At 61.1% G+C, this 22689-nt stretch carries 18 protein-coding genes; 9 read left to right on the top strand and 9 right to left on the bottom strand.

The window, feature by feature from the left end:
• Nucleotides 1-148: 148 nt before the first annotated feature.
• From parC to CFU_RS13065, 3 genes are all read right to left on the bottom strand, one after another.
• Nucleotides 149-2470, bottom strand: coding sequence for a DNA topoisomerase IV subunit A (gene parC / locus CFU_RS13075; RefSeq protein ID WP_014006517.1), 2322 nt, complete (start codon nucleotides 2468-2470; stop codon nucleotides 149-151).
• Nucleotides 2471-2484: 14 nt separating this feature from the next.
• Nucleotides 2485-3351: a lytic transglycosylase domain-containing protein gene (locus CFU_RS13070; RefSeq protein WP_014006516.1), complete on the bottom strand. Its 867-nt coding sequence runs from the start codon at nucleotides 3349-3351 to the stop codon at nucleotides 2485-2487.
• A 290-nt stretch (nucleotides 3352-3641) separates the two neighbouring features.
• Nucleotides 3642-5633 carry a DNA topoisomerase IV subunit B gene (locus tag CFU_RS13065; protein WP_014006515.1) on the bottom strand — a complete coding sequence of 664 codons (1992 nt, stop codon included), beginning with the start codon at nucleotides 5631-5633 and terminating at the stop codon, nucleotides 3642-3644.
• 330 nt (nucleotides 5634-5963) lie between these two features.
• On the opposite strand from CFU_RS13065, the gene CFU_RS13060 reads away from it, so the two are divergent.
• Nucleotides 5964-6803, top strand: a complete 840-nt coding sequence (locus CFU_RS13060; protein WP_041743441.1) for a response regulator — start codon at nucleotides 5964-5966, stop codon at nucleotides 6801-6803.
• Between the two features lie 36 nt (nucleotides 6804-6839).
• On the opposite strand, the gene CFU_RS13055 is transcribed toward CFU_RS13060, so the two are convergent.
• Nucleotides 6840-8009 carry a vWA domain-containing protein gene (locus CFU_RS13055; RefSeq protein WP_014006513.1) on the bottom strand — a complete coding sequence of 390 codons (1170 nt, stop codon included), beginning with the start codon at nucleotides 8007-8009 and terminating at the stop codon, nucleotides 6840-6842.
• A 5-nt stretch (nucleotides 8010-8014) separates the two neighbouring features.
• Complete coding sequence (locus CFU_RS13050; RefSeq protein WP_014006512.1) at nucleotides 8015-8869, bottom strand: AAA family ATPase; 855 nt, start codon at nucleotides 8867-8869, stop codon at nucleotides 8015-8017.
• A gap of 142 nt (nucleotides 8870-9011) precedes the next feature.
• Between CFU_RS13050 and CFU_RS13045 the strand changes: the two genes are divergently transcribed.
• The 3 genes from CFU_RS13045 to CFU_RS13035 all read left to right on the top strand — a co-directional run bounded on the left by CFU_RS13045 (nucleotide 9012) and on the right by CFU_RS13035 (nucleotide 12315).
• Nucleotides 9012-11243, top strand: a complete 2232-nt coding sequence (locus CFU_RS13045) for a site-specific recombinase (protein ID WP_014006511.1) — start codon at nucleotides 9012-9014, stop codon at nucleotides 11241-11243.
• Nucleotides 11244-11631: 388 nt separating this feature from the next.
• Nucleotides 11632-11952, top strand: coding sequence for a c-type cytochrome (locus CFU_RS13040; RefSeq protein WP_014006510.1), 321 nt, complete (start codon nucleotides 11632-11634; stop codon nucleotides 11950-11952).
• Nucleotides 11953-11964: 12 nt separating this feature from the next.
• Nucleotides 11965-12315: a c-type cytochrome gene (locus CFU_RS13035; protein ID WP_014006509.1), complete on the top strand. Its 351-nt coding sequence runs from the start codon at nucleotides 11965-11967 to the stop codon at nucleotides 12313-12315.
• 53 nt (nucleotides 12316-12368) lie between these two features.
• On the opposite strand, the gene CFU_RS13030 is transcribed toward CFU_RS13035, so the two are convergent.
• Together CFU_RS13030 and CFU_RS13025 are read right to left on the bottom strand one after the other, a co-directional pair.
• A complete protein-coding gene (locus CFU_RS13030; protein WP_014006508.1) occupies nucleotides 12369-13550 on the bottom strand; it encodes a heavy metal sensor histidine kinase in 1182 nt (393 codons plus the stop codon).
• Between the two features lie 222 nt (nucleotides 13551-13772).
• Entirely contained in the window at nucleotides 13773-14444 is a 672-nt protein-coding gene (locus tag CFU_RS13025; RefSeq protein ID WP_014006507.1) for a heavy metal response regulator transcription factor, read from the bottom strand.
• A gap of 216 nt (nucleotides 14445-14660) precedes the next feature.
• Here CFU_RS13025 and CFU_RS13020 point away from each other — a divergent pair, with 216 nt between their 5' ends.
• From CFU_RS13020 to CFU_RS13000, 5 genes are all read left to right on the top strand, one after another.
• A complete protein-coding gene (locus tag CFU_RS13020) occupies nucleotides 14661-14870 on the top strand; it encodes a hypothetical protein (protein ID WP_041741969.1) in 210 nt (69 codons plus the stop codon).
• Nucleotides 14871-14963: 93 nt separating this feature from the next.
• Nucleotides 14964-15245, top strand: coding sequence for a DUF4148 domain-containing protein (locus CFU_RS13015; RefSeq protein ID WP_041741967.1), 282 nt, complete (start codon nucleotides 14964-14966; stop codon nucleotides 15243-15245).
• A gap of 90 nt (nucleotides 15246-15335) precedes the next feature.
• Nucleotides 15336-16649 carry a TolC family protein gene (locus tag CFU_RS13010; RefSeq protein ID WP_041741965.1) on the top strand — a complete coding sequence of 438 codons (1314 nt, stop codon included), beginning with the start codon at nucleotides 15336-15338 and terminating at the stop codon, nucleotides 16647-16649.
• 33 nt (nucleotides 16650-16682) lie between these two features.
• On the top strand, nucleotides 16683-18263 hold the full coding sequence (locus CFU_RS13005; protein WP_014006503.1) for an efflux RND transporter periplasmic adaptor subunit: 1581 nt from the start codon (nucleotides 16683-16685) through the stop codon (nucleotides 18261-18263).
• 21 nt (nucleotides 18264-18284) lie between these two features.
• On the top strand, nucleotides 18285-21458 hold the full coding sequence (locus tag CFU_RS13000; protein ID WP_014006502.1) for a CusA/CzcA family heavy metal efflux RND transporter: 3174 nt from the start codon (nucleotides 18285-18287) through the stop codon (nucleotides 21456-21458).
• A 99-nt stretch (nucleotides 21459-21557) separates the two neighbouring features.
• Here the strand turns inward: CFU_RS13000 and CFU_RS12995 are convergent, their stop codons facing one another.
• Together CFU_RS12995 and CFU_RS12990 are read right to left on the bottom strand one after the other, a co-directional pair.
• The gene (locus CFU_RS12995) at nucleotides 21558-21983 is read right to left on the bottom strand and encodes a DUF1841 family protein (RefSeq protein ID WP_014006501.1); all 426 of its coding nucleotides are present in this window, start codon (nucleotides 21981-21983) and stop codon (nucleotides 21558-21560) included.
• 5 nt (nucleotides 21984-21988) lie between these two features.
• On the bottom strand, nucleotides 21989-22687 hold the full coding sequence (locus CFU_RS12990; protein ID WP_014006500.1) for a VIT1/CCC1 transporter family protein: 699 nt from the start codon (nucleotides 22685-22687) through the stop codon (nucleotides 21989-21991).
• Between the last annotated feature and the right edge of the window lie 2 nt (nucleotides 22688-22689).

The raw sequence follows: 22689 nt of genomic DNA, 5'->3' as shown, positions 1-22689 counted from the left end.
TGTGATGCAAACAGAAAAAGCCGACTTGAAGTCGGCTTTTTTATTTTCAGGCCAGGAAAAAATTAGGGTCAGAGTCGAATTATTTTAATTCGACTCTGACCCTAATTTAATAAAGCAGCGCGGAACGGGCTGTTTTATGGCCTTGGGACTAGGGTGTCACGGGTGTTAATGTCGCCGGCTTGAGTTTCGATTCCAGCATCTTCCCTTTGCGGGCGCGCTTGCCGATATGCGGGGCTAGTCCCGATGCCGACAAGGCTACCTGTTGCGCTTTGCCGCCGCGGCCGATGCCGGACACCAGTACGCCGCGCTGGCTGATCGGTTGCGCTGCCAGCAGTTTTTCCTTGTCTTCCAGTTCCATCAGGATCACGCCGCGGCCGCCGTTGCTGAGCGACTTGCATTCGTCCAGGCCGAACACCAGCAGGCGGCCTTTTTCCGACAGGCAGGCGATGGCGCTGACGTTGGCGCTCAGCGCCTGCGGCGGCAAGGGCAGGTCGCCTTCATCCAGCGTGACGTAGGACTTGCCGGCCTTGACCCGGCTCAGCATGTCGCCGATCTTGGCGGTGAAGCCATAACCGCCGGTGCTGGCCAGCAGCAGCATCAGCTCGGACGGGCCGGCGAAATAATGCATGACGCTGCTGCCGTTGGCCAGGTCGATCAGGGTCGTGATCGGCACGCCGTCGCCGCGCGCGTTGGGCAAGGTCGCTACCGATACCGAGTAGATGCGGCCGTTGGAGCCGAAGGTCAGCAGGTTGTCGACGGTGCGGCACTCGAATGCGCCGTACAAGGCATCGCCCGCCTTGAAGCCGAACTGGCTGGCGTCATGGCCGTGGCCGGTGCGTGCGCGCACCCAGCCTTTTTGCGAAATGATGACGGTCACCGGTTCGTCGACGATGCGGGTTTCCACCACGGCTTTTTCCGCTGCCTCGATCAGGGTGCGGCGCGCATCGCCAAACTGTTTCTGGTCGGCTTCGATTTCCTTGATCACCAGGCGTTTCATCGAGGCCGGATTGTCGAGCAGGTCTTGCAGCGTGGCTTTTTCATTGCGCAGCTCGGCCAGTTCCTGCTGGATCTTGATGGTCTCCAGGCGCGCCAGCTGGCGCAGGCGGATTTCCAGGATGTCTTCGGCCTGGCGGTCGGACAGCTTGAATGCCTCTATCAGCGCCGGCTTCGGCTCATCCGACTCGCGGATGATCTTGATCACCTTGTCGATATTGAGCAGGATCGCTTCGCGGCCTTCCAGGATATGGATGCGGTCGTCGATTTTCTGCAACTTGAATTGCGAGCGGCGGGTAATGGTGGCGAAGCGGAAAGTGATCCACTCGCGCAAGATCATGCCCAGGCCCTTCTGGCGCGGACGGCCATCGCCGCCTATCATCACCAGGTTGATCGAAGCGCTGCTTTCGAGCGAAGTATGGGCCAGCAGCATGTTGGTGAATTCGGTCTGGTCCAGGTTCTTCGATTTCGGTTCGAACACCAGGCGCACCGGCGCATCGCGCCCGGATTCGTCGCGCACCGTGTCGAGCACCGACAGGATCGACGTCTTGAGCGCCAGCTGTTCCGGCGTCAGGGTCTTCTTGCCGAGCTTGATTTTCGGATTGGTCAGCTCTTCGATTTCTTCCAGGATCTTTTGCGACGATGCGCCAGGCGGCAGCTCCGTGACCACCGCTTGCCACTGGCCGCGCGCCAGGTCTTCGATCTTCCAGGTGGCGCGCACTTTCAGGCTGCCACGGCCGCTTTCGTACATTTCCGAGATCGCGCTGGCCGAGGTGATGATCTGGCCGCCACCCGGGAAGTCCGGGCCGGGGATGATCTGCATCAGCTCGGCATGGCTCAAGTTGGGATTGCGGATCAGGGCGACTGCCGCTTTTGCGACTTCCTGCAGGTTGTGCGACGGGATTTCGGTAGCCAGGCCGACCGCGATCCCCGAAGCGCCGTTCAGCAAGACGAAGGGCAGGCGCGCCGGCAGCAGTTTCGGTTCCTCTGTGGAGCCATCGTAGTTGGGCTGGAAATCGACCGTGCCCATGTCGATTTCTTCCAGCAGCAAACGGGCGATCGGCATCAGGCGCGCTTCGGTGTAACGCATCGCCGCGGCGCCGTCGCCGTCGCGCGAACCGAAGTTGCCCTGGCCGTCGACCAGCGGGTAGCGCAGCGAGAAATCCTGGGTCATGCGCACCAGGGCGTCGTACACCGACTGGTCGCCATGCGGATGCAGCTTACCCAGCACATCGCCCACCACCAGCGCCGATTTGCGCGGTTTGGCGGCGGCGTTCAGGCCCAGTTCGCTCATCGCATACAGGATGCGGCGCTGCACCGGCTTCTGGCCGTCGGAGACGTCCGGCAAGGCGCGGCCCTTGACGACCGAAATGGCGTAGTCGAGGTAGGCGCGTTCAGCGAAAGTGGCGAGGGTTAAGGATTCAGCGTCCGGGGTTGGTGCATCTGGCGTAGCAAACAGATCGTTTTGGTCGGTCATGAGAAGTCGGAGAATTATTCGATAAGAGGCGTTGCCGTTGCGGATATCGCCGCAGCCGGCGGAATCGGGTTCAGATTCGGCGTGGTGGCCGCAGGCATGTTGCTGCGGCCGGGAATCACAAGGCGGATGCGGTTCAAGCCGGGTTTGCCGCCGGCGTTAGTGCTAGCGGCCGATTGTGCGAATGCCGGCTGGTACAACTGGTAAAACTGCCGCACCAGTTGCACGTAGTTGCGCGTTTCCGCATACGGCGGCACCTTGTTATTGTATTTCTGCACGGCGCCTTCGCCGGCGTTGTAAGAAGCGATCACCAGCTCCTGCTGCGCCGGATACAGTTTCAGCAAGTCGCGCAGATAGCGGGCGCCCAGGCGGATATTGGTGCGCGGGTCGGTCAGCTTTTTCTCGACCGGTTTCTTGCTGTCGCCAGTCAGGCCGTAACGCTCGGCGGTGGCCGGCATGATCTGCATCAGGCCGATCGCGCCCTTAGGCGATACCGCAGCGGGATTGAAGCCGGATTCAGCCGCCATCACCGCCTTCAGCAGGGCTGGCTCCAGCGCAAATTCCTGCGCCGCCTGGTCCACCAGCGCTTCGTATTTTTTCAGGTTCGGATGCTGCGACAGGTAGCGGAACAGCGGGCTGTCGCGCAGCGCCGGGCTGAGCGGCTTGGCGCCGCCCGCCGCCAACTGGGAGGAATCGAAAAAGCCGTCGCCGCGCATGAAAAGCTGATAACGGTTATCCAGCTTTTCAGTCGAGAAATGCCCCATGCCGTCGGCGTCGATATAGCCGAAAATATCCGCGCGTGCGCTGCCGACCGTGGTCAGGAGTGCAAACGTCAGCAGAGTGGCGGTGAGGAGTTGGCCCAGATGACGGCGAAGCTGGTTCATCTGCTATCGGAGGCCAAGCTTGGTTGATTACGGTATTTCATTAAAAACACTATCCTTTGCAAGCTCGGCGACGAGCCGTGGTAAAACCCTGGGCAGCAGGGCGGTTGCGCTAGGGTTGCGACGGACGACGGGGATGGTCGACTGGCTGCCAGCTGTCCGGAAAACATGACAGTGACGCCGGGAAAGCCTGGAAACTGCGACCATGATAATACGTTTCGCCGCCGCGCATGGCGGATGGCAAAAATGTTGCCATACTGTCATATATTGCTATGCCTCGCGCTGCTCCTGATTTAGATATCGGCCTCTGCTTCATTGCCGTGTTCTTCAATCCAGGCCCGGCGCGCCGCGGCTTCTCCCTTGCCCATCAACATGTTGAAGCGGTTTTCCGATGCTTCCAGGTCGAAGTTGCCGAGCGAAACCGGCAGCAGCCTGCGGGTATCCGGATTCATCGTGGTTTCCCACAGCTGCTCGGCGTTCATTTCGCCCAGGCCTTTGAAGCGGGAGATGGACCAGGCGCTGTCCTTGACGCCGTCCTTGCGCAACTTGTCTTCAATCGCTTCCAGCTCGCCATCGTCCAGCGCATAGATTTTCTGCGCCGGCTTCTTGCCGCGCGCCGGGGCATCGACCCGGTACAGCGGCGGCCGCGCGATGCAGATGTTGCCGCGGTCTATCAGTTGCGGGAAATGGCGGAAAAACAGCGTCAGCAACAGGACCTGGATGTGCGAACCGTCGACGTCCGCATCCGACAGGATGCAGATCTTGCCGTAGCGCAGGCCGCTGAAATCGATGGTGTCGGTCTTGCTATGAGGATCGACCCCGATGGCGACCGCGATATCGTGGATTTCATTGTTGGCGAACAGACGGTCGCGTTCGGTTTCCCAGGAATTCAGCACCTTGCCGCGCAGCGGCAGGATCGCCTGGAATTCCTTGTCGCGGCCCATCTTGGCGGAACCGCCGGCAGAGTCGCCCTCGACCAGGAACAGCTCATTGCGGCTGATGTCGCTGGATTCGCAGTCGGTCAGCTTGCCTGGCAAGACAGCCACCCCGGAAGATTTTTTCTTTTCGACTTTTTGCGCCGAACGCAAGCGGTTCTGGGCTTGCTTGATCACCAGGTCGGCCAGTTTCTTGCCGTATTCGACATGCTGGTTCAGCCACAGCTCCAGCGCCGGACGGGTATAGGTGGACACCAGCCGCACGGCGTCGCGCGAGTTCAGGCGCTCCTTGATCTGGCCCTGGAACTGCGGGTCCAGCACCTTGGCCGACAAAACGAAGGAGACGCGCGCAAACACGTCTTCCGGCAGCAGCTTGACGCCCTTGGGCAGCAGCGAATGCATTTCGACGAAACTCTTGACGGCGCCGAACAAGCCTTCGCGCAGGCCGGATTCGTGGGTGCCGCCGGCCGAGGTCGGGATCAGGTTGACATACGATTCGCGCACGATGGCGCCGTCTTCGGTCCAGGCTACGACCCAGGCTGCGCCTTCGCCTTCGGCGAAACCCTCGGCATCGGCATTGGCGTACTGCTCGCCTTCGAACAGCGGGATCAGCGGCTCGGCGTTCGACGACTGCGCCAGCGATTCCATCAGGTAACCGCGCAAGCCCTGGTCGTATTGCCAGGTCTGGCTGTCGCCGCTCTTGGCGTTGAGCAGCGTGACCTTGACGCCCGGCAGCAGCACCGCCTTGGAGCGCAGCAGGCGCTGCAGTTCCGGCTGCGAGATGGCCGGCGAGTCGAAGTATTTCGGATTCGGCCAGGCGGTGACGCGGGTGCCTGATTTCTTGTTGTCTTCGCGGCCGAGCGAGCGCGACTTGAGTTTTTCAATCACGTCGCCATCGGCGAACACCATATGATGCTCGCCGCCTTCACGCCATACCGTGATTTCCAGGCGCGAGGAGAGGGCGTTGGTGACCGAGACGCCGACGCCGTGTAGGCCGCCCGAGAAAGAGTAGGCGCCGCCGCTGCCCTTGTCGAACTTGCCGCCGGCGTGCAGGCGGGTGAAGACGATTTCCACCGTCGGCACTTTTTCTTCCGGATGCATGCCGACCGGGATGCCGCGGCCGTCGTCCTCGACGCTGACGCTGCCGTCGGTATTCAAGGTCACCAGGATATTCTTGCAGAATCCGCCGAGCGCTTCGTCCGAGGCATTGTCAATCACTTCCTGAATGATGTGCAGCGGATTTTCGGTGCGGGTGTACATGCCAGGGCGTTGCTTGACCGGCTCCAGGCCTTTCAGTACACGGATCGACGATTCGCTGTAGTCAGATTGCGGTGATTTTTTGGTTGCCATTCAGATGTGTAGTATTAAATGTAAATTATTGTTAATTTGGAACAGGTTCGCCATTACGGTGGAGATTACTCGTTATTATCCCTTGCGCATTCTAATGAAAAAGCCGTCAGGTTGCGCAGGCAAGATGCGGTAAATGAAATATCGCTTAGGGACAGCCGGCTTGATCACTTACTTATGCGCACATTTATGCGCTGATTTAACTGCTGTTTTATTGGCGGCCAGCAATCGAATGTTGTTGTTTTGCACAGTGCAATAATAAAAACAAAAGTTAAATATGGTGCTGCTATCATGGTTTCGCCGGTGTTCGTGCAGCAGGGGGCATACAAAAAAATGAAAAATCATCATGCATCATTCGCCATTCGCTTCATCGGCTTTTCGGCCCGTGAAGTCAATATTTTCGACGCTACTTTTTCGGTCGAGCAAAATCGCGAGAAGCAATATTTCCGCTTGCCTGCCGACAGCCTGCAGGAGCCGGACCTGTACCTGGTTAACGCCGACGACCTGAAAGCGCTGGCGACCCTGGCCGACATGGAACCCAACAATCTGCGGCCGGCCTTGCTGGTCGGCGCGCCTAACGTGGAACTGCCGTTTGCCACCGTCGAGCGGCCGATCCGCTGGCTGAAGCTGTTCGATGCGCTGGATAGCTTGATGGAGCGGCGCCTGATCATGCTGGCCAAGCAGAATCCCGCCGATACCGCCTTGGCCAACAACGTGCCGGAACGGCGCCGGCGCGAGCGGCTCGACCTCGACCTGACCGATCCGCAAGAATACGAACGCATGCGCAGCAAGCCGCCGCAAAGCGACCGCATCCTGGTGATCGACAACCATTCGACCTTCCGCGACGACCTGGCGGTGGCCATGGCGCACCATGTGGTGCCGGTCGAGTGGGTCGGCAATCCGGATGCGGCGGCCGAAGTTTATGCGCGCCAAACCATTTCAGTAGTGCTGATCAATCCACAGTTGTCCAGTTTCGATCCCTACGATCTGTGCACCACCATCAAGCAGCAGCACAAAAATACGAGGATTGCGGTGATTTTCCTGATCGACAGGAATTTTGCCTATGACCACGTGCGGGCGCGGCAGGTGGCGTGCGACGGCTTTCTCAGCCGTCACCTGGAGCAGCCACAGATCTTGCTGGCGCTGGGGAAATTCCTGTCTTTGCGGCGCTAAGGCCGGCTCGGCTTATTTGCTGCATTATTTGCTGAATTACTTGCTAAGTAAGCGCATGCCGCGCTCCAGGCCGTCCATGGTCACCGGAAACATGCGGTTGCTCATCAGCTGCCGTATCACTTCCACCGACTGCCGGTACTGCCACAGGCCTTCGGGTTCGGGATTGAGCCAGACGAACTTGGGAAAAGCCTTGGTGAAACGCTGCAGCCATTCGGCGCCGGCCTCTTCATTGTTGTATTCGACCGAGCCGCCCGGCTGCAGGATTTCATAAGGGCTCATGGTGGCGTCGCCGACAAAGATCAGCTTGGTGTCCGGCGTGTACTTGCGCAGGATATCCCAGGTCGGGAATCGTTCGGCATGGCGGCGCTGGTTGTTTTTCCACAGGTAGTCGTAGACGCAGTTGTGGAAATAAAAGAACTCCATGTTCTTGAACTCGGTCTTGGCGGCGGAGAACAGCTCTTCGGTGCGGGCGATGTGGTCGTCCATGGTGCCGCCGACGTCGAGCAGCATCAATACCTTGATGTTGTTCTTGCGCTCCGGCCGCATCTTGATGTCGAGGTAGCCGGCATTGTTGGCAGTGGCGCGTATGGTATCGTCCAGCGCCAGTTCTTCGGCGATGCCTTCACGCGCGAACTTGCGCAGGCGGCGCAGGGCGACCTTGATATTGCGCGTGCCCAGCTCGCGCTCGTCGTCGTAGTCGCGGTAGGCGCGCGCATCCCACACCTTGACCGCGGTGCGGTTGCCGCCGCTGCCGCCGATGCGGATCCCTTCCGGGTTGCTGCCGCCATGGCCGAACGGCGACGTGCCGCCGGTGCCTATCCATTTGTTGCCGCCTTCGTGCCGTTCTTTCTGTTCTTCCAGCAATTCCTGCAGGCGCTCCATCAGCTTGTCGTAGCCGAATTTCTCCAGCTGCGCCTGCTGTTCCGGCGACAATTCGCGCTTCATGCGCTGGATCAGCCATTCCAGCGGGATTTCGGCGTTTTTTTCGAAGACGGTCTGGATGCCCTTGAAGTAACGGCCGAAAGCCTGGTCGAACTTGTCGAAATGGGCTTCGTCCTTGACCAGCGTGGTGCGCGCCAGATAATAGAAATTATCGAGCGTGGGCGAAATGACCTTGCGCTGCAGCGCTTCCAGCAGAAGCAGGAATTCCTTGATCGACACCGGAATCTTGGCGTCTTTCAGGGTAAAGAAAAAATCGATCAGCACGGGATTTACCGGTTTTTCCTGGCCATGAACACCAGGCGTTCAAACAGATGCACGTCTTGCTCGTTCTTCAGCAGGGCGCCGTGCAGCGGCGGCACCACCGCCTTGGCGTCGCTGCTGTGCAGGGCTTCCGGCGGGATGTCTTCGGCCAGCAGCAGCTTGAGCCAGTCCAGCAGTTCCGAGGTCGACGGTTTTTTCTTCAGTCCGGCCACATCGCGCACCTGATAGAAGGTTTCCAGCGCCTGCGCCAGCAAATCTTTTTTCAGGTTGGGGAAGTGCACATTGACGATGTCCTGCATGGTCGCCTTGTCCGGGAACTTGATGTAATGGAAGAAACAGCGCCGCAGGAAGGCGTCCGGCAATTCCTTTTCATTGTTCGAGGTGATGATGACCAGCGGCCTGTGCTTGGCGCGCACCATTTCACGTGTTTCATAGACGTAGAATTCCATGCGATCCAGCTCGCGCAGCAAGTCGTTGGGGAACTCAATGTCTGCTTTGTCGATCTCATCAATCAGCAACACCACTTGTTGGTCCGCGTCAAACGCTTGCCACAGGACACCTTTGACGATGTAGTTGTGGATGTCCTTGACCCTGGCGTCTCCCAATTGCGAATCGCGCAGGCGTGATACGGCGTCGTATTCGTATAAGCCTTGCTGGGCTTTTGTGGTCGACTTGATATGCCATTGCAGCAAGGGCATGTTGAGGGCGGCGGCCACTTCTTCGGCCAGCATGGTTTTGCCGGTGCCCGGCTCACCCTTGATCAGCAATGGCCGTTGCAGCGTCAGGGCGGCGTTGACCGCCAGTTTCAGGTCGTCGGTGGCGACGTAACTGGCGGAACTTTCAAAACGTGTCTCAGGTCGCATTGTCGTGATGAGGAAGCAATAAGGGAGTAAACAAGGCCGAGTATAAACGAGATGGGCGATTGGCTGGCCCGGGCTCAAAAACGCGCTGTCTTGACGAGACAAGCTCATCCTCACTGTTATTGCATTGTTATAAAAATAGCCAATGAAAATTCTGTTTCTCCGCCTGCGGGTAATGTGGCGCCGGTTTCGACACGGCGAGCGGCACCTGGAGGCTGATAGCCGGCACCACGCCACCCAGGTTGACGCTTTGATGCGTCGCGCCAATCCGTTTTATTCCTGGCAGGAACGGGCCAACTGGATCATCGATATTGTCCAGTGGCTGCGCCATGTCCCCAAGGTCTCCATGCTCGACGACGACGCCAGGCTGCGGGTCAAGCAGCAGCGCCTGCGTTTCCTGCTGGAATGGCTGGACAGCAACCGCGACGTGCGCCGGGTAGTGCAAGCCACCCTGCAGAAAACCTTGCGCGAGGCGGCCGGCCCCGAGCTGTTTTGCGCCACCGGCCTGCCGCATGAACCGGCGTTCTTCAGCGAACTGACCGAACACGCGGTGAAGCTGGTGCTGCCGAAGCCACCGTTCGAGGCCGATTTGTCTGCCTTGTTTACCGCCTTGTTCCCAACCCCGGAAGACGCCGACTGGCTGCTGGCGCTGGACAAGCAAAGCGTGGCGCAAATCTGGAAACTGATTGCCGACGACGGCATCGCCCACAGCTACCAGCAGCAGATCGACGAGGCGCTGATCTACCTGGCGGCGACCGTGCTGGCGGACGGCATCAGCAAGGCCTTCCGCCAGAAGCTGGATCCCAAGATGCCTTTGCAGGCGACCCCGTTCATGGTGTTGCGGCGCGAGCTGGAAACCTATTTGTATGTCAGCCCGCGGGATGAGGCAGCCTTGCGCAGCGTGCGCATGCTGATCGCCGTGTGCCAGGCGCAGACCGACAGGATTTATGCCCATCTTGACGAGCACGGCGTGTCGGTCAGCCTGGTTTACCGGGTCGAACGCATGCGCGCGCAGCTGACGCGGATGGCGCTGCTGACCGACCTGCGTTCCGTGATTTACAGCACCGGCGCACTCGGCCAGGATACCGAGACGGGCGCCGGGCAACCGGGCGCGGGGCAGATCCAGGCCCTGCTGGGCGACCTGATTGCGGCCCACCATCAGCGCTCTTCGGTGCGCGGGCTGATACAGCGCAGCTTCTCTTTGCTGGCACGCAAGATGGTTGAGCGCAACGCCGATCACGGCGAGCACTACATCGCCCGCGACAGCAAGGAATATCGCGCCATGCTGAAGGCAGCCGGGCGCGGCGGCGTCATCACGGCGTTTACCGTGCTCGGCAAGTCCCTGGTATCGACGGTCGGCGCGGCGCGCTTCTTTGAGGGTGTGTTCGCTTCCCTGAATTACGCCGTCAGCTTCATCGCGATTTCCGCCGTCGGCGGCGTGCTGGCCACCAAACAGCCGGCCGTGACGGCGCCGGTGCTGGCCTCCAAGATGGGCCAGCTGGATACGGTAGAGGGCTTGCGCGCGTTGCTGAGCGAAATCGCCTTGCTGCTGCGTTCGCAAGCGGCGGCGGTGTTCGGCAACCTGATGGGAGTGGTGCCGGCGATGCTGCTCATTTCCGGCGCCATCATGCTGGCTACCGATGCGCCGATGATGACGGCCGAGCGCGCCAGCGCCAGCCTGCACAGCCTGTCGGTGATCGGGCCGACGCCCTTGTTTGCTGCTTTCACCGGGATCTTGCTGTGGCTGTCGAGCCTGGTCTCGGGTTTTGCCGACAACTGGTTTGCCCTGCGCCGCCTGCGCGAAGCGCTGACCCACCAGCGGCGCCTGGTGTTCGTGTTGGGAGCGATGCGGGCTGAACGCTGGGCTGCCTGGCTGGACCGCAACGTGGCGCAGATTGCCGGCAACGTCTCGCTCGGCCTGCTGCTGGGGATGACGCCGGTGCTGGCGCAGTTCTTCGGCTTGCCGCTGGATGTGCGCCATGTGACGCTGGCCACCGGCTCGCTGACCGCTGCCGCCAGCAGCCTGGGCTGGGAGGTCCTGGCGGCGCCGCAATTCTGGCTGGCGGTAGCCGGGATCGCCAGCATCGCCGTATTGAATGTCGGCGTTTCGTTTGCCTGTGCGCTGACCCTGGCTTTGCGCGCACGCGATGTGCCGGCGCGCATCCGGCGCCTGGTGTTCCGGGCGGCGCTGCGCCGTTTCAGCGCCTCGCCGCGTTCTTTCCTGTTCCCCGAACGGCCGGCGGCTCCGGCAGCAGCGCCTGCTCCGCAGGCCGACGCGGCTGCAGCCTACGCCCCCGACGGCGATCCCGCCGAGCCGGTTTCGCCGTCGGAGGCGTCCCCTTTGCGGCAACGTCAGCCCGGCAGCCGCCACGGCTGAAACGGGTCAAACCAGTGGAAATTGATTGTCCTAGCCCCGCAAATGCCGCGATTTTGGCATTGGCGGGCGTGGACTGTGCCTGTTTCTTGGGGTAAAATTAGCCGGTTTTGGTGTAGGGTAGCGACGGCAATCCGCGTCGGGCAGGGCTACCTTGGCAGTAAGTGCCCAATGAGTGCCGCAGTATATGCAGCAAGGCGTATGGAGTATATCTGTTGCCCGTGCTGTATTTCCTGCCGTATTTGAGGCAATATTCGCGGCAAGTTCGCAGTAAAAGGGGCAGGAAAACCGTATTAGGCGGCGCAGGGGCGGCGGGAGACACGCAGCCTGGGCACGCGGCAGGTTTTTCATGGTTCCTTAAACCGGTTTCGCTACAAATTACCCAGCTAATATGAAAAAACTAATTGCACTTCTCGCGCTCGCGAGTCTTGCCAACCTGGCCGCAGCCGCGGACGTGGTAGGCAACGCCAAGGCAGCTGAAAACAAGGTATCGATGTGTATCGGCTGCCACGGTATTCCCGGCTATAAAGCTACCTTCCCGGAAGTCTATCAAGTGCCCATGCTTGGCGGCCAGTCTGCGCAATATATTCAGAATGCGCTGGCAGCTTATAAAAAGGGCGATCGCAAGATGCCAACCATGCGCGGTATCGCAGCCAGCCTGTCCGATCAGGACATGGCCGATATTGCGGCATATTATTCGCAGCAGAAATAAGGGACCCACATAATGAAAAAGATTTTTTCTGGCGTGGTGTTTCTGCTTTCCGCCACATTCCTGAATGCCCACGCAGCGGGGAATATCGCAGCGGGTGCTGCAGCTGCGAAAAAATATGCTTGCGCTTCCTGCCACGGCGCCGATTTTCACAGTCCGACCACTCCGGATATTCCGCGCCTGGCCGGTCAGCATCAAGATTACCTGCAGCACGCCCTGATTGCCTACCAACGCGGCGGCGACGGTCCAAACGGCCGCAACAATGCGGTCATGGGCGGCGTGGCAAAAACGCTGTCGCATCAGGAAATACAAGATATTGCAGCTTACCTGCACAGCTTGCCGACGACCCTGGTGCTGGAAAAATAAGACTCATCAGTTACGCACAAAAAAACCACGCAATGATTGTTGCGTGGTTTTTTTCATCCGTCCGCGGGAAAGTACAGCGTGAATACGGTCATCTGCTCGGCACTGCGGCTCAGTTCGACCCGGCCGCCATGCAGTTTCATGATCGACTGCACGATGGCCAGCCCGAGCCCGGCCGAGGACGCCGAGTCGCTGCGCGCCGGATCGGCCCGGTAGAAACGGTCAAATAGTCTCGGAATGGCCGAATCCGCAATCTGCGGGCCGGGATTGCTGACGCTGATCACGGTTGCCTGTTCGGTCTGCGCCGCTGCCAGCACGACGGTTTGGCCGGCGGCGGTATAACGGATCGCATTGGCCACCAGGTTGCTGATCGCGCGCCGCAACAGCATGGCGTCGGCCCGTATATTGCCGGAGGCGGCGATTTCCAGGCACACGCCGCTGTCTTCCGCCACCCCTTCAAAGTAGTCGGCAATGCGCTGCAGTTCCAGGCGGCAGTCGAGCTCCCCGAAGGCGACCGCAACATGCGCATGGTCGGCGCGCGCCAGGAACAGCATGTTGTCGAGCATGCGCGCCAGCCGTTCATACTCTTCCACGTTGGACACCAGCAGCCCTTGGTATTCTTCGGGTAAACGCGGCTGCGCCAGCGCCACCTGGGTCTGCACCATCAGGTTGTTGATCGGTGTGCGCAGGTCGTGCGCGAGATCGGCGGAAAACTGCGACAGGCGCTGGAAGCTGTCGTGCAGCCGGTCCAGCATGCCGTTGAAGGCGACCACCAGCTGCTGCAATTCATACGGAGCGCTGGCGACGTCCAGGCCGCGGTCCAGGCGCTGCGCGGTGATGGAATGGGCCTGCTGCGCGATCAGGCGGGCAGGGCGCAAGCCGCGCCGCACCAGCACATAACCCAGCAACGCTGCCAGGATGGCGCCAGACAGGGCCGCGCCGAGTATCTGCTGGCGGTAGCTGGCCAGCATGGCGATGCTGTCGCTGGTATTGTGGGCGACGATGATCTGCACTTTTTCGCCGGTGCTGTCGATGTTGGCCCAGAGCGCCGTCGCCCTTACCGGCAAACCGGCCGAGGTGCGCAGGTTCTGCCGCGATTCTTGATCGGGCTCCTGGCCGGCGGCAGTCATCGGCAGCGCCGGCAGGCTGCCGGCTTCGGGGCGGGTGTCGAGCAGCGGCGCGCCGTCGGCGCTGCGCAGTATCAGCAGCAGGTCGTCGTGGCCAAGCGTGGCGTCCATGAACGAGTGCGGATCGTCGCGTATCGCCTAGCACCGACCTGGCCTTGGCCGCAAGGTGCCGCATCAGGGTGATTTTCCCCATCAGCTCCTGGTCGTCGTGGTGCTCCAGCTGGCGCGCCAGCGAATAATACAGATAGCTGCCGACCATGGTGAACGTGAGCAGGGTCGCCAGCGCAAACAGCAGCGCCAGGCGGACGGTCAGCGAGCGTGGCGCACGCAGCCTCAAGTGCGGTCCTCCAGCACGTAGCCCATGCCGCGCACGGTATGGATCAGCGGCGGCGCATACGGTTCGTCGATCTTGATGCGCAAGCGCCGTATGGCGACATCGACGACGTTGGTGTCGCTGTCGAAATTCATGTCCCACACCTGCGATGCAATCAGCGAGCGCGACAACACTTCGGACTGGCGTTTGGCCATCAGGTACAGCAGGGAAAATTCCTTGGTGGTGAGGTCGATGCGTTCGCCGTTGCGTGTGACGCGCCGTTTCATGACGTCGATTTCCATGTCGGCGATGTGCAGCAGGTCGGCTTCGCGGATCGGTCCGCGCCGCAGCAGGGTGCGGATCCGGGCCACCAGTTCGGCAAATGCAAACGGTTTCACCAGGTAGTCGTCGGCGCCCAGCTCCAGGCCCTTGATGCGGTCGTCGACTTCGTCGCGCGCGGTCAGGAACAGCACCGGCGTCGAATGGGTCTTGCGCAGTTCGCTGATCACCTGCCAGCCATCCATGCCGGGCAGCATGACGTCCAGCACGATCAGGTCATAGTCTTCGGTGGTGGCGCAGTGCAGGCCGTCGGCGCCGGTCCGGACCCAGTCGACCACATAACCTGATTCGCTCAGTCCCTTGCGCAGGTATTCGCCCGCCTTGGGCTCGTCTTCCACCAACAGGATGCGCATGTATCACCCTTCTGCTTGCGTGCGTTGTTACTGCGGGTTATTGCCAATTACTGGCGATTATCTTACAGAACCCCGCAGCGGTGGATTACAAAAGCGTAATCCAGCCGTCACCTTCCGGTTTCCGTCTCCTTTCTACACTTGGTTCAACGATGCGGCTCAAGCGGTTCTGCAAATGGCGGCGTCGTTGAATCCTTTCTTAATTTTCCGGAGGTTGAAATGAACGCTAAACAATTATTTGCCGTACTGACTCTGATCACTGCCAGCGGTGTGGCACTGGCGCAGGCGCCTGTCGCCGACAAACCGGCAGCTCCGGCCAAAGTCGAAGCGACAAAGGAGGCGGGCAAGCCGGACGCGGGCAAGAGCAAGTCCGGCAAGCACGACCATAAGCAGGATGGTCCGAAAAAATCGATTTACTCCGGCGCCTGAACGTAAGCCTTCTCGCCCATTACTCCGACGCAGCTGCCGCGCTGATACAGCCGGCTGGCCGCTGGGGTGTTCCCAGATGAATAGGAGATGCAGATGAATATCAAGCAAATGTCCGTCGTTGTTGTTCTACTGGCTGCCGCCGGCAGCGTCATGGCGCAGTCCTCGGCGCAGTCTTCGGCACCAGCAGCAGGCAAGACCCGCGCCGAAGTCGTGCGCGAACTGGAGCAGGCGCGCGCCGCCGGCCAGATGTCGGTGGCGGATGCCCACTACCCGAAGATTCCTGCCGGCGGCAGCAAGGGCGGCATGGCAGCCCCATCGAAGCCGGTGACCGATGAATCGCACCAGAAGATCGACCCGGTGTATGCCGGTCATTGATGCATGCCGCAGGGTTCATGGCGCGGGTCTGGCGACCCACCTGCGATGCAGGCCGACACAGCTGTCAGCTGTTTTGAGGGGAGAGTAGTCATGTACAAGCTTTTCTTGCCGCTCGGTCTGGCGGTATTGGCCTGCCAGCCCCAGCCATCCTTGGCGCAGGAAGCAAAACCGGCGGCTGCACCGCCGGCCATCAATTACAGGCTGCCGCCGCTCAAGAGCAGCGATGCCGGCAGCAAGCTGACGCTGGAACAGGCGCTGGCGCAGGCATTCAGGAGCAATCCGGAACTGGCCGCGGCGGTGCTCGAGGTCGCTGCGGTCGACGCTGCCATTTTGCAAGCCGGCGCCAGGCCCAATCCAGAACTCTCGACCTTGCTGGAAGACACCCGCAAGGCGACCCGGACCACCACCATACAACTGAACCAGGCGCTGGAGCTGGGCGGCAAACGCGGCGCGCGGATTGCCGCTGCGGAAAAGGGGCGGGATGCCGCCAAGGCTGACCTGCTTGCCAAACGCGCCGACGTACAGGCGGCGGTAGTCGCAGCTTATTTTGCGGTGCTGGAAGCGCAGGAGAACCTGCAGCTGCTGCAAAGCTCCCTGCAATTGGCGCAACGGGCCACCGGACTCACCGAGAAACGGGTTATCGCCGGCAAGGTGGCGCCCATCGAAGAGACCAAGGCGCGTGTCGCCGAAGCCGGGGTCCAGGTCGATCTGCAGCAGGCCGGCAGCGCCCTGAACATCGCACGCCGGCGCCTGGCGGCTACCTGGGGCGACAGCAGTCCGGCTTTTGCGGCAGTCGACGGTGAAATAAACAATTTGCCGGCGCTGCCCGAATTCGATGTATTGCAGGCGCGCCTGCGCGATTCCCCGGTGTATGCCAGGGCACGGCTGGAAGTGGAGCGCCGCCAGGCCATGGCAGAACTGGAGCGCAGCCGTCGGATTCCCGATGTCACCGTCAGTATCGGCAGCAAGCGGGCGCAGGAGATCGGGCGCAACCAGATGATTTTCGGCCTGTCGATTCCGATCCCTGTGTTTGATCGCAACCAAGGCAATCTGCTGGAAGCGCTGCGCCGTACCGACAAGGCGCGCGACGAACAGAAAAGCGCCGAGCTGCGCCTCAATGGCGAACTGGCGGATGCTTATGAACGATTGAAGCTGGGGCGCCAGCAGGTGGCGGCGCTACAGGACGAAATCCTGCCGGCCGCGCAGAAAACCTACGACATCACCACCAAGGGTTTTGAGCTCGGCAAGTTCAGTTTCCTGGAAGTGCTGGATGCGCAGCGTGTGCTGTTCCAGGCCAAGTCACAGACCCTGCGCGCACTCGCAGACACTCATCGCGCCGCTACCGAAATCGAACGCGTGGTAGGAATCTTCCCTCCAGCCGAGTCTTCGCAGTCAGCTTATTAATCAGCCCATCAATCAGCTTATGAAGCAGCCAACATGAAAATCAATTTAAGCAAAAGCAAAGCTATCGCGGCCGGCATAGCGACGATTGTCGCGCTGGTCGCCGCGGGCATGTACTTGAGTGCGGGCAGCAATGGCGGCGATAAGCCGGAAGAGAGCATGCACCGGGAAGCCGCTGCGCATGCCGATACCGAACACCATGGTGAAAAGCCATCCGAGAAGCACGGCCACGACAGCCAGCATGCGGACGGCGAACACCACCCGGCGGCAAGCACTGGTCCGCACGGCGGGAAAATGTACGCCAAGGACAAGCTGGCGCTGGAAGTGAAGATGCTCGAGGCCGCGGGTGAAGCGCGCCTGCAGGTGTGGCTGTTCAATGACGGTAAACCGCTGGCGCCGGAGGCAGCCAGGCTGGAGCTGGTGCTGACCAGGCCGGATGGCGAAGTCCAGAAAATCGGCTTCGCGCCGGAAAAGGATTTCCTCAAAAGCACTTTGCCGATAGCTGAACCGCACGTATTCGACGCCAAGCTGCAGCTGCAATATGGCAACCAGTCCATGCAAGCCGGATTTGCCCAGGAGGAAGGCAAGCTCGAACTGGACCAGGCCCAGGTTGCCGCCAGCGGCGTCAAGCTTGAGAACGCCGGCCCCGCCAAGGTGAAGACCTCGGTCACCCTGCCGGGAGAAATCCGCTTCAATGAAGACAAGACCGCCCACGTGGTGCCGCGTCTGGAAGGAGTGGTAGAGCAGGTTGCGGTCAGCCTCGGCCAGCAGGTCAAGAAGGGGCAGCTGCTGGCGGTGGTGGCCAGCACCGGCCTGGCGGAACAGCGCAGCGAACTGTTGGCGGCGCAGAAGCGCTTCACGTTTGCGCGCACCACTTATGAGCGCGAAAAAAAGCTGTGGGAAGAAAAGATATCCGCGGAACAGGATTACCAGCAAGCACGGCAAGTCATGAGCGAAGCTGAAATCGCCTTGCAGAATGCGCGCCAGAAACTCAATGTACTGGGCACCGGTGTCGGCGCCGGCAATCCTGGCGCCTTGAACCGCTATGAGATCCGGGCCCCGTTCAATGGCCTGGTGACAGAGAAACACATCGCGCTGGGCGAAGCCGTGGCGGCCAATGCCAGCATTTTCACGATCTCCGACCTGTCCACCGTGTGGGCCGAGATCATCGTGCCGGCCAAGGACTTGAACCTGGTGCGCTTGGGCGAAAAGGTCAAGATCAGCGCCACCGCCTTCGAATCGACGGCGAGCGGCAGCATTTCCTATGTCGGCGCCTTGCTTGGCGAGCAGACCCGCACCGCCAAGGCACGCGTCACGCTGGCTAATCCGGACATGGCATGGCGGCCGGGCCTGTTTGTCAATGTCGAGGTGGTTTCCAGCGATGCCGAAGTAGCGGTGGCGGTGCAGCCGCAGGCGATACAGAGCGTGGACGACAAACAGGTAGTGTTCGTCCGCATCGCCGACGGTTTCATGGTGCAGCCGGTGAGCACCGGCCGCGCCGACAGCCAGCACGTGGAGATCGTCAAGGGACTCAAGCCGGGCGCGCGCTACGCGGCCGACGGCAGTTTCGTTCTCAAATCGGAACTCGGCAAGAGCAGCGCCGAGCACGCCCACTGATGCAGCAAAGGATCCGATCCCATGTTTGAACGTATCATACGCTTCGCCATCGAGCAGCGCTGGCTGGTCATGCTGGCCGTGTTTGCGATGGCCGCGCTCGGCATTTACAACTATCAGAAGCTGCCGATCGACGCGGTGCCCGACATTACCAATGTCCAGGTCCAGATCAACACTTCTGCACCCGGCTATTCACCGCTGGAGACCGAACAGCGGGTGACTTTTCCGATCGAAACGGTGATGTCCGGCCTGCCGCACCTGCAGCAGACGCGTTCGCTGTCGCGTTACGGCTTGTCGCAGGTGACCGTGATCTTCAAGGACGGTACCGACATCTATTTTGCGCGGCAGATGGTGAACGAGCGGATCCAGGAGGCGAGGGGCAAGCTGCCGGCTGGCGTAACGCCGGCGATGGGGCCGATTTCAAGCGGCCTGGGCGAGATTTACCTGTGGACGGTAGAAGCCAAGGACGGCGCCAAAAAAGCGGACGGCAGCGCCTATACCGCTACCGACCTGCGGGAAATCCAGGACTGGATCATCAAGCCGCAGCTGCGTAATGTCAGCGGCGTCACGGAAATCAATTCGATCGGCGGTTTCGCCAAGGAATACCAGGTGGCGCCGGTGCCGGAGAAGCTGGCCTCCTACGGACTGACCCTGCAGGATATCGTCACCGCGCTTGACCGCAACAACAGCAATGTCGGCGCCGGTTATATCGAAAAGCGCGGCGAGCAGCTGCTGATCCGGGCGCCGGGCCAGGTGCAGTCGATAGAGGACATGCGCAACATCATCCTGGGCAATGTGCAGGGCGTGCCGATCCGTATCCGCGATATCGGCGAGGTCGCCATCGGCCGCGAGCTGCGCACCGGCGCGGCTACCGAAAACGGCCGCGAGGTGGTACTGGGCACGGTGTTCATGCTGATCGGCGAAAACAGCCGCGCCGTGTCGCAGGCGGTCGACCGCAAGATGGTCGACATCAACCGCAGCCTGCCGCCCGGGGTCGAGGCGGTGACGGTCTACGATCGTACCGTGCTGGTCGACAAGGCGATCAATACCGTCAAGAAGAACCTGCTGGAAGGCGCGATCCTGGTGATCGCCATCCTGTTCATGTTCCTTGGGAATATACGGGCCGCGATCATTACCGCGATGGTGATCCCGCTGTCCATGCTGTTTACCTTCACCGGCATGGTCCAGTACAAGGTGAGCGCCAACCTGCTCAGCCTGGGTGCGCTCGATTTCGGCATCATCATCGATGGCGCCGTGGTCATTGTCGAAAACTGCGTGCGGCGCCTGGCCCATGCGCAGGCGCACCACGGCCGGCCGCTGACCCGCAGCGAACGCTTCCATGAAGTGTTCGCTGCTTCCAAGGAAGCGCGCCGTCCCTTGCTGTTCGGCCAGGTCATCATCATGGTGGTTTACCTGCCGATCTTCGCGCTGACCGGCGTCGAAGGAAAAATGTTCAATCCGATGGCACTGACGGTGGTAATTGCCCTGGTCGGCGCGATGATTCTGTCGATCACCTTTATCCCGGCGGCGGTGGCGCTGTTCATCGGCAAGCGTGTGGCGGAAACCGAAAATTTCCTGATGCGCGGCGCCAAGCGTTTTTACGCGCCGGTGCTGGAATGGGTGATGCTGCGTAAAGCCATGGTGCTGGGCGGTGCATTGGTTGTGCTGCTGTTGTCCGGCCTGCTGGCGACCCGGCTTGGCAGCGAGTTCGTGCCAAGCCTGAACGAGGGCGACATGGCGATCCAGGCGCTGCGCATCCCTGGCACCAGCCTGACGCAATCGCTGGAGATGCAAAAACAGATCGAGAGCACATTGAAGCGGCAGTTTCCCGAAATAGAGCGTGTGTTCGCCCGCACCGGAACCGCGGAAATCGCCTCCGATCCGATGCCGCCGAATATCTCCGACGGCTACATCATGCTGAAACCGGAAACCGACTGGCCCAAGCCGAAGAAATCGCGGCCCGAGTTGCTGGCGGCTATCCAGGAAGCCGCCAACAAGATCCCCGGCAACAACTACGAGTTTTCGCAACCGATACAGCTGCGTTTCAATGAACTGATTTCCGGCGTGCGCAGCGACATCGCCGTCAAGATATTCGGCGACGACATGGCAGTCCTGAACGATACCGCCGACAAGGTGTCGACCGTACTGGGCAAGATCAGCGGCGCCGCCGAAGTGAAGATCGAACAGACTTCAGGCTTGCCCATGCTGACGGTGAACATCGACCGCGACAAGACCGCGCGCTACGGCCTCAATGTAGCCGACGTGCAGGATGTGGTGGCTACCGCGATAGGCGGCAAGGAAGCCGGCACCTTGTTCCAGGGCGACCGCCGTTTCGATATCGTGGTGCGTTTGCCGGAGGAACTGCGCAGCGACCTGGAGGCTTTCAGGCGCCTGCCGATTTCGCTTCCGCGCAGCGCCGGCGGAGAAGGGCGCACCAACTATATCCCGTTGAGCGAGGTGGCCAGCCTGGAACTGGCGCCCGGGCCGAACCAGATCAGCCGCGAAAACGGCAAGCGGCGGATCGTGGTGAGCGCCAATGTACGCGGCCGCGACATCGGCTCGTTTGTGGCCGAGACCGAGGCCAAGCTGCAGCAGCAGGTCAAGATCCCGTCCGGCTACTGGACCAGCTGGGGCGGCCAGTTTGAACAGTTGCAGTCGGCCAGCCAGCGCTTGCAGATCGTGATCCCGGTGGCGTTGCTGCTGGTGTTCACGCTGCTGTTCGCCATGTTCGGCAATATCAAGGATGGCTTGCTGGTGTTCAGCGGCATCCCGTTCGCCTTGACCGGCGGCATCGTCGCCTTGTGGCTGCGCGGGATTCCCTTGTCGATTTCGGCGGCTGTCGGTTTCATTGCCCTGTGCGGGGTGGCGGTGCTGAACGGCCTGGTGATGATCGCCTTTATCCGCAGCCTGCGTGAAGAAGGCCGCGGCCTGGACGCGGCGATCCGCGAGGGCGCGCTGACCCGTTTGCGGCCGGTGCTGATGACGGCGCTGGTTGCTTCCCTGGGGTTTGTGCCGATGGCGATTGCCACCGGCACCGGGGCGGAAGTGCAGCGGCCGCTGGCGACAGTGGTGATCGGCGGAATCCTGTCCTCAACCATCCTGACCTTGCTGGTGCTGCCGATACTGTATCAGCTGTTCCATCGCCGTGACGAAGATGAAGAAGGAAAGGTCGTCGAAGAAGCCGTCGTCCAGCACTGAGTTTGCCGAACCGAAGTTCCCTGCCCAACGTCCCCTTGGGTTTGCGCCTGGATTTTATCCAGGCGTTTTTTTTGCCCGGTGCGGTGGCTTGGCGTTGTGTTAAACGCGCTTCCTGACGCAGTCGATATAGGCCGCGCCGTCCGGCGGCAAGCCGCTGCGCTGCGAATTCCAGATCATCTCGCCCAGGCATTCCATGATGTGGTGGTGGGCTTCGTGCTCCGATTGCAGGCGTTGCGTCAGGGCGGTGGCGGCGGCGCGTATGCCGGGCGGCTGGTCGATCGAGATCTGCTCGGCGATCGACAGGTGCATGGACAGATGCAGGAAGGGATTGGTCTGGCCGTTCTCGACCGAATAATCTGCTCCCAGCGCGGCGTCGACGTCTTTCAGGTCGTCGTCATACTCGGGATGCTGTGCCAGCCAGTCGCTGGCGATGGCTTCCAGCGGCGTGAGGATTTCGCCGGCGCGGTGCTTGCGGTAGGTTTCGCAGAAAAAGCGCCGCACGTCGTCTTGGGATGGATTGAACATGATGGTTAACTGATCAGTCTGGCGATGCCGAATGCGACAGCCGCGGCGAGGCCGCCGACCGTCAGGGTTTGCAATGCCGATTTGAAGGCGCCGGTGCCGGTGACGCGGCCTTTCAGGTAGCCGAAGACAAACAGCGCCAGCAGCGTGACCACGGTGGAGGCGGCCAGGGCGCGCGGGATGGATGTCATCAGCATGTAGGGAGCGAGCGGGATCAGGCCGCCGACCAGGTAGGACAGGGCGATGGTGACCGCGCTCTTCCTGGCTGCGGCCGGCTGCGGTTCTTCCAGGCCGAGTTCAAAGCGCATCATGAAATCGCGCCAGGCGACCGGGTTGCGTTCCAGCCCGGCCAGCATCGGTTCGCATTCCTGTTTCGTCACGCCATACTGGGCCATTATATCGATCACTTCCTTGCGCTCGCGGTGCGGCACGTTGAGGATTTCCTGTTCTTCGCGGTCGCGCTCGGCGTAGTAATGCTGGCGCTGGGTGCGCCCCGCCAGGTAGCCGCCCAGGCCCATGGCGATGGAACCGGCGGCGATTTCCGCGACGCCGGCGGTGACCACGATGTCGATCCCGGCAGCTGCGCCGCTGATGCCGGCCGCCAGCGCAAACGGCACCGTCAGGCCGTCGGCCATGCCAATGACGATGTCGCGCACAGTGTCGCTGGCTTCGAAATGGTGTTCGGTATGCGGATGAGAATGCTGCATGG

Source organism: Collimonas fungivorans Ter331, from assembly GCF_000221045.1.
Lineage (GTDB): Bacteria > Pseudomonadota > Gammaproteobacteria > Burkholderiales > Burkholderiaceae_D > Collimonas > Collimonas fungivorans_A.
The sequence above is the reverse complement of the archived record's forward strand: the minus strand, read 5'-3'. Positions and strand labels throughout refer to the sequence as shown.

Bases quoted from the DNA above. Each gene is read 5' to 3' on its own strand.
- CFU_RS12990 (WP_014006500.1), bottom strand. From the start codon at position 22,687: ATGCAGCATTCTCATCCGCATACCGAACACCATTTCGAAGCCAGCGAC.
- CFU_RS13045 (WP_014006511.1), top strand. From the start codon at position 9,012: ATGAAAATTCTGTTTCTCCGCCTGCGGGTAATGTGGCGCCGGTTTCGA.
- CFU_RS13000 (WP_014006502.1), top strand. From the start codon at position 18,285: ATGTTTGAACGTATCATACGCTTCGCCATCGAGCAGCGCTGGCTGGTC.
- CFU_RS13010 (WP_041741965.1), top strand. From the start codon at position 15,336: ATGTACAAGCTTTTCTTGCCGCTCGGTCTGGCGGTATTGGCCTGCCAG.
- CFU_RS13070 (WP_014006516.1), bottom strand. From the start codon at position 3,351: ATGAACCAGCTTCGCCGTCATCTGGGCCAACTCCTCACCGCCACTCTG.
- CFU_RS13005 (WP_014006503.1), top strand. From the start codon at position 16,683: ATGAAAATCAATTTAAGCAAAAGCAAAGCTATCGCGGCCGGCATAGCG.
- CFU_RS13035 (WP_014006509.1), top strand. From the start codon at position 11,965: ATGAAAAAGATTTTTTCTGGCGTGGTGTTTCTGCTTTCCGCCACATTC.
- CFU_RS13050 (WP_014006512.1), bottom strand. From the start codon at position 8,869: ATGCGACCTGAGACACGTTTTGAAAGTTCCGCCAGTTACGTCGCCACC.
- CFU_RS13040 (WP_014006510.1), top strand. From the start codon at position 11,632: ATGAAAAAACTAATTGCACTTCTCGCGCTCGCGAGTCTTGCCAACCTG.
- CFU_RS12995 (WP_014006501.1), bottom strand. From the start codon at position 21,983: ATGTTCAATCCATCCCAAGACGACGTGCGGCGCTTTTTCTGCGAAACC.
- CFU_RS13015 (WP_041741967.1), top strand. From the start codon at position 14,964: ATGAATATCAAGCAAATGTCCGTCGTTGTTGTTCTACTGGCTGCCGCC.
- CFU_RS13020 (WP_041741969.1), top strand. From the start codon at position 14,661: ATGAACGCTAAACAATTATTTGCCGTACTGACTCTGATCACTGCCAGC.
- CFU_RS13030 (WP_014006508.1), bottom strand. From the start codon at position 13,550: ATGGACGCCACGCTTGGCCACGACGACCTGCTGCTGATACTGCGCAGC.
- CFU_RS13060 (WP_041743441.1), top strand. From the start codon at position 5,964: ATGAAAAATCATCATGCATCATTCGCCATTCGCTTCATCGGCTTTTCG.
- CFU_RS13025 (WP_014006507.1), bottom strand. From the start codon at position 14,444: ATGCGCATCCTGTTGGTGGAAGACGAGCCCAAGGCGGGCGAATACCTG.
- CFU_RS13065 (WP_014006515.1), bottom strand. From the start codon at position 5,633: ATGGCAACCAAAAAATCACCGCAATCTGACTACAGCGAATCGTCGATC.
- parC (WP_014006517.1), bottom strand. From the start codon at position 2,470: ATGACCGACCAAAACGATCTGTTTGCTACGCCAGATGCACCAACCCCG.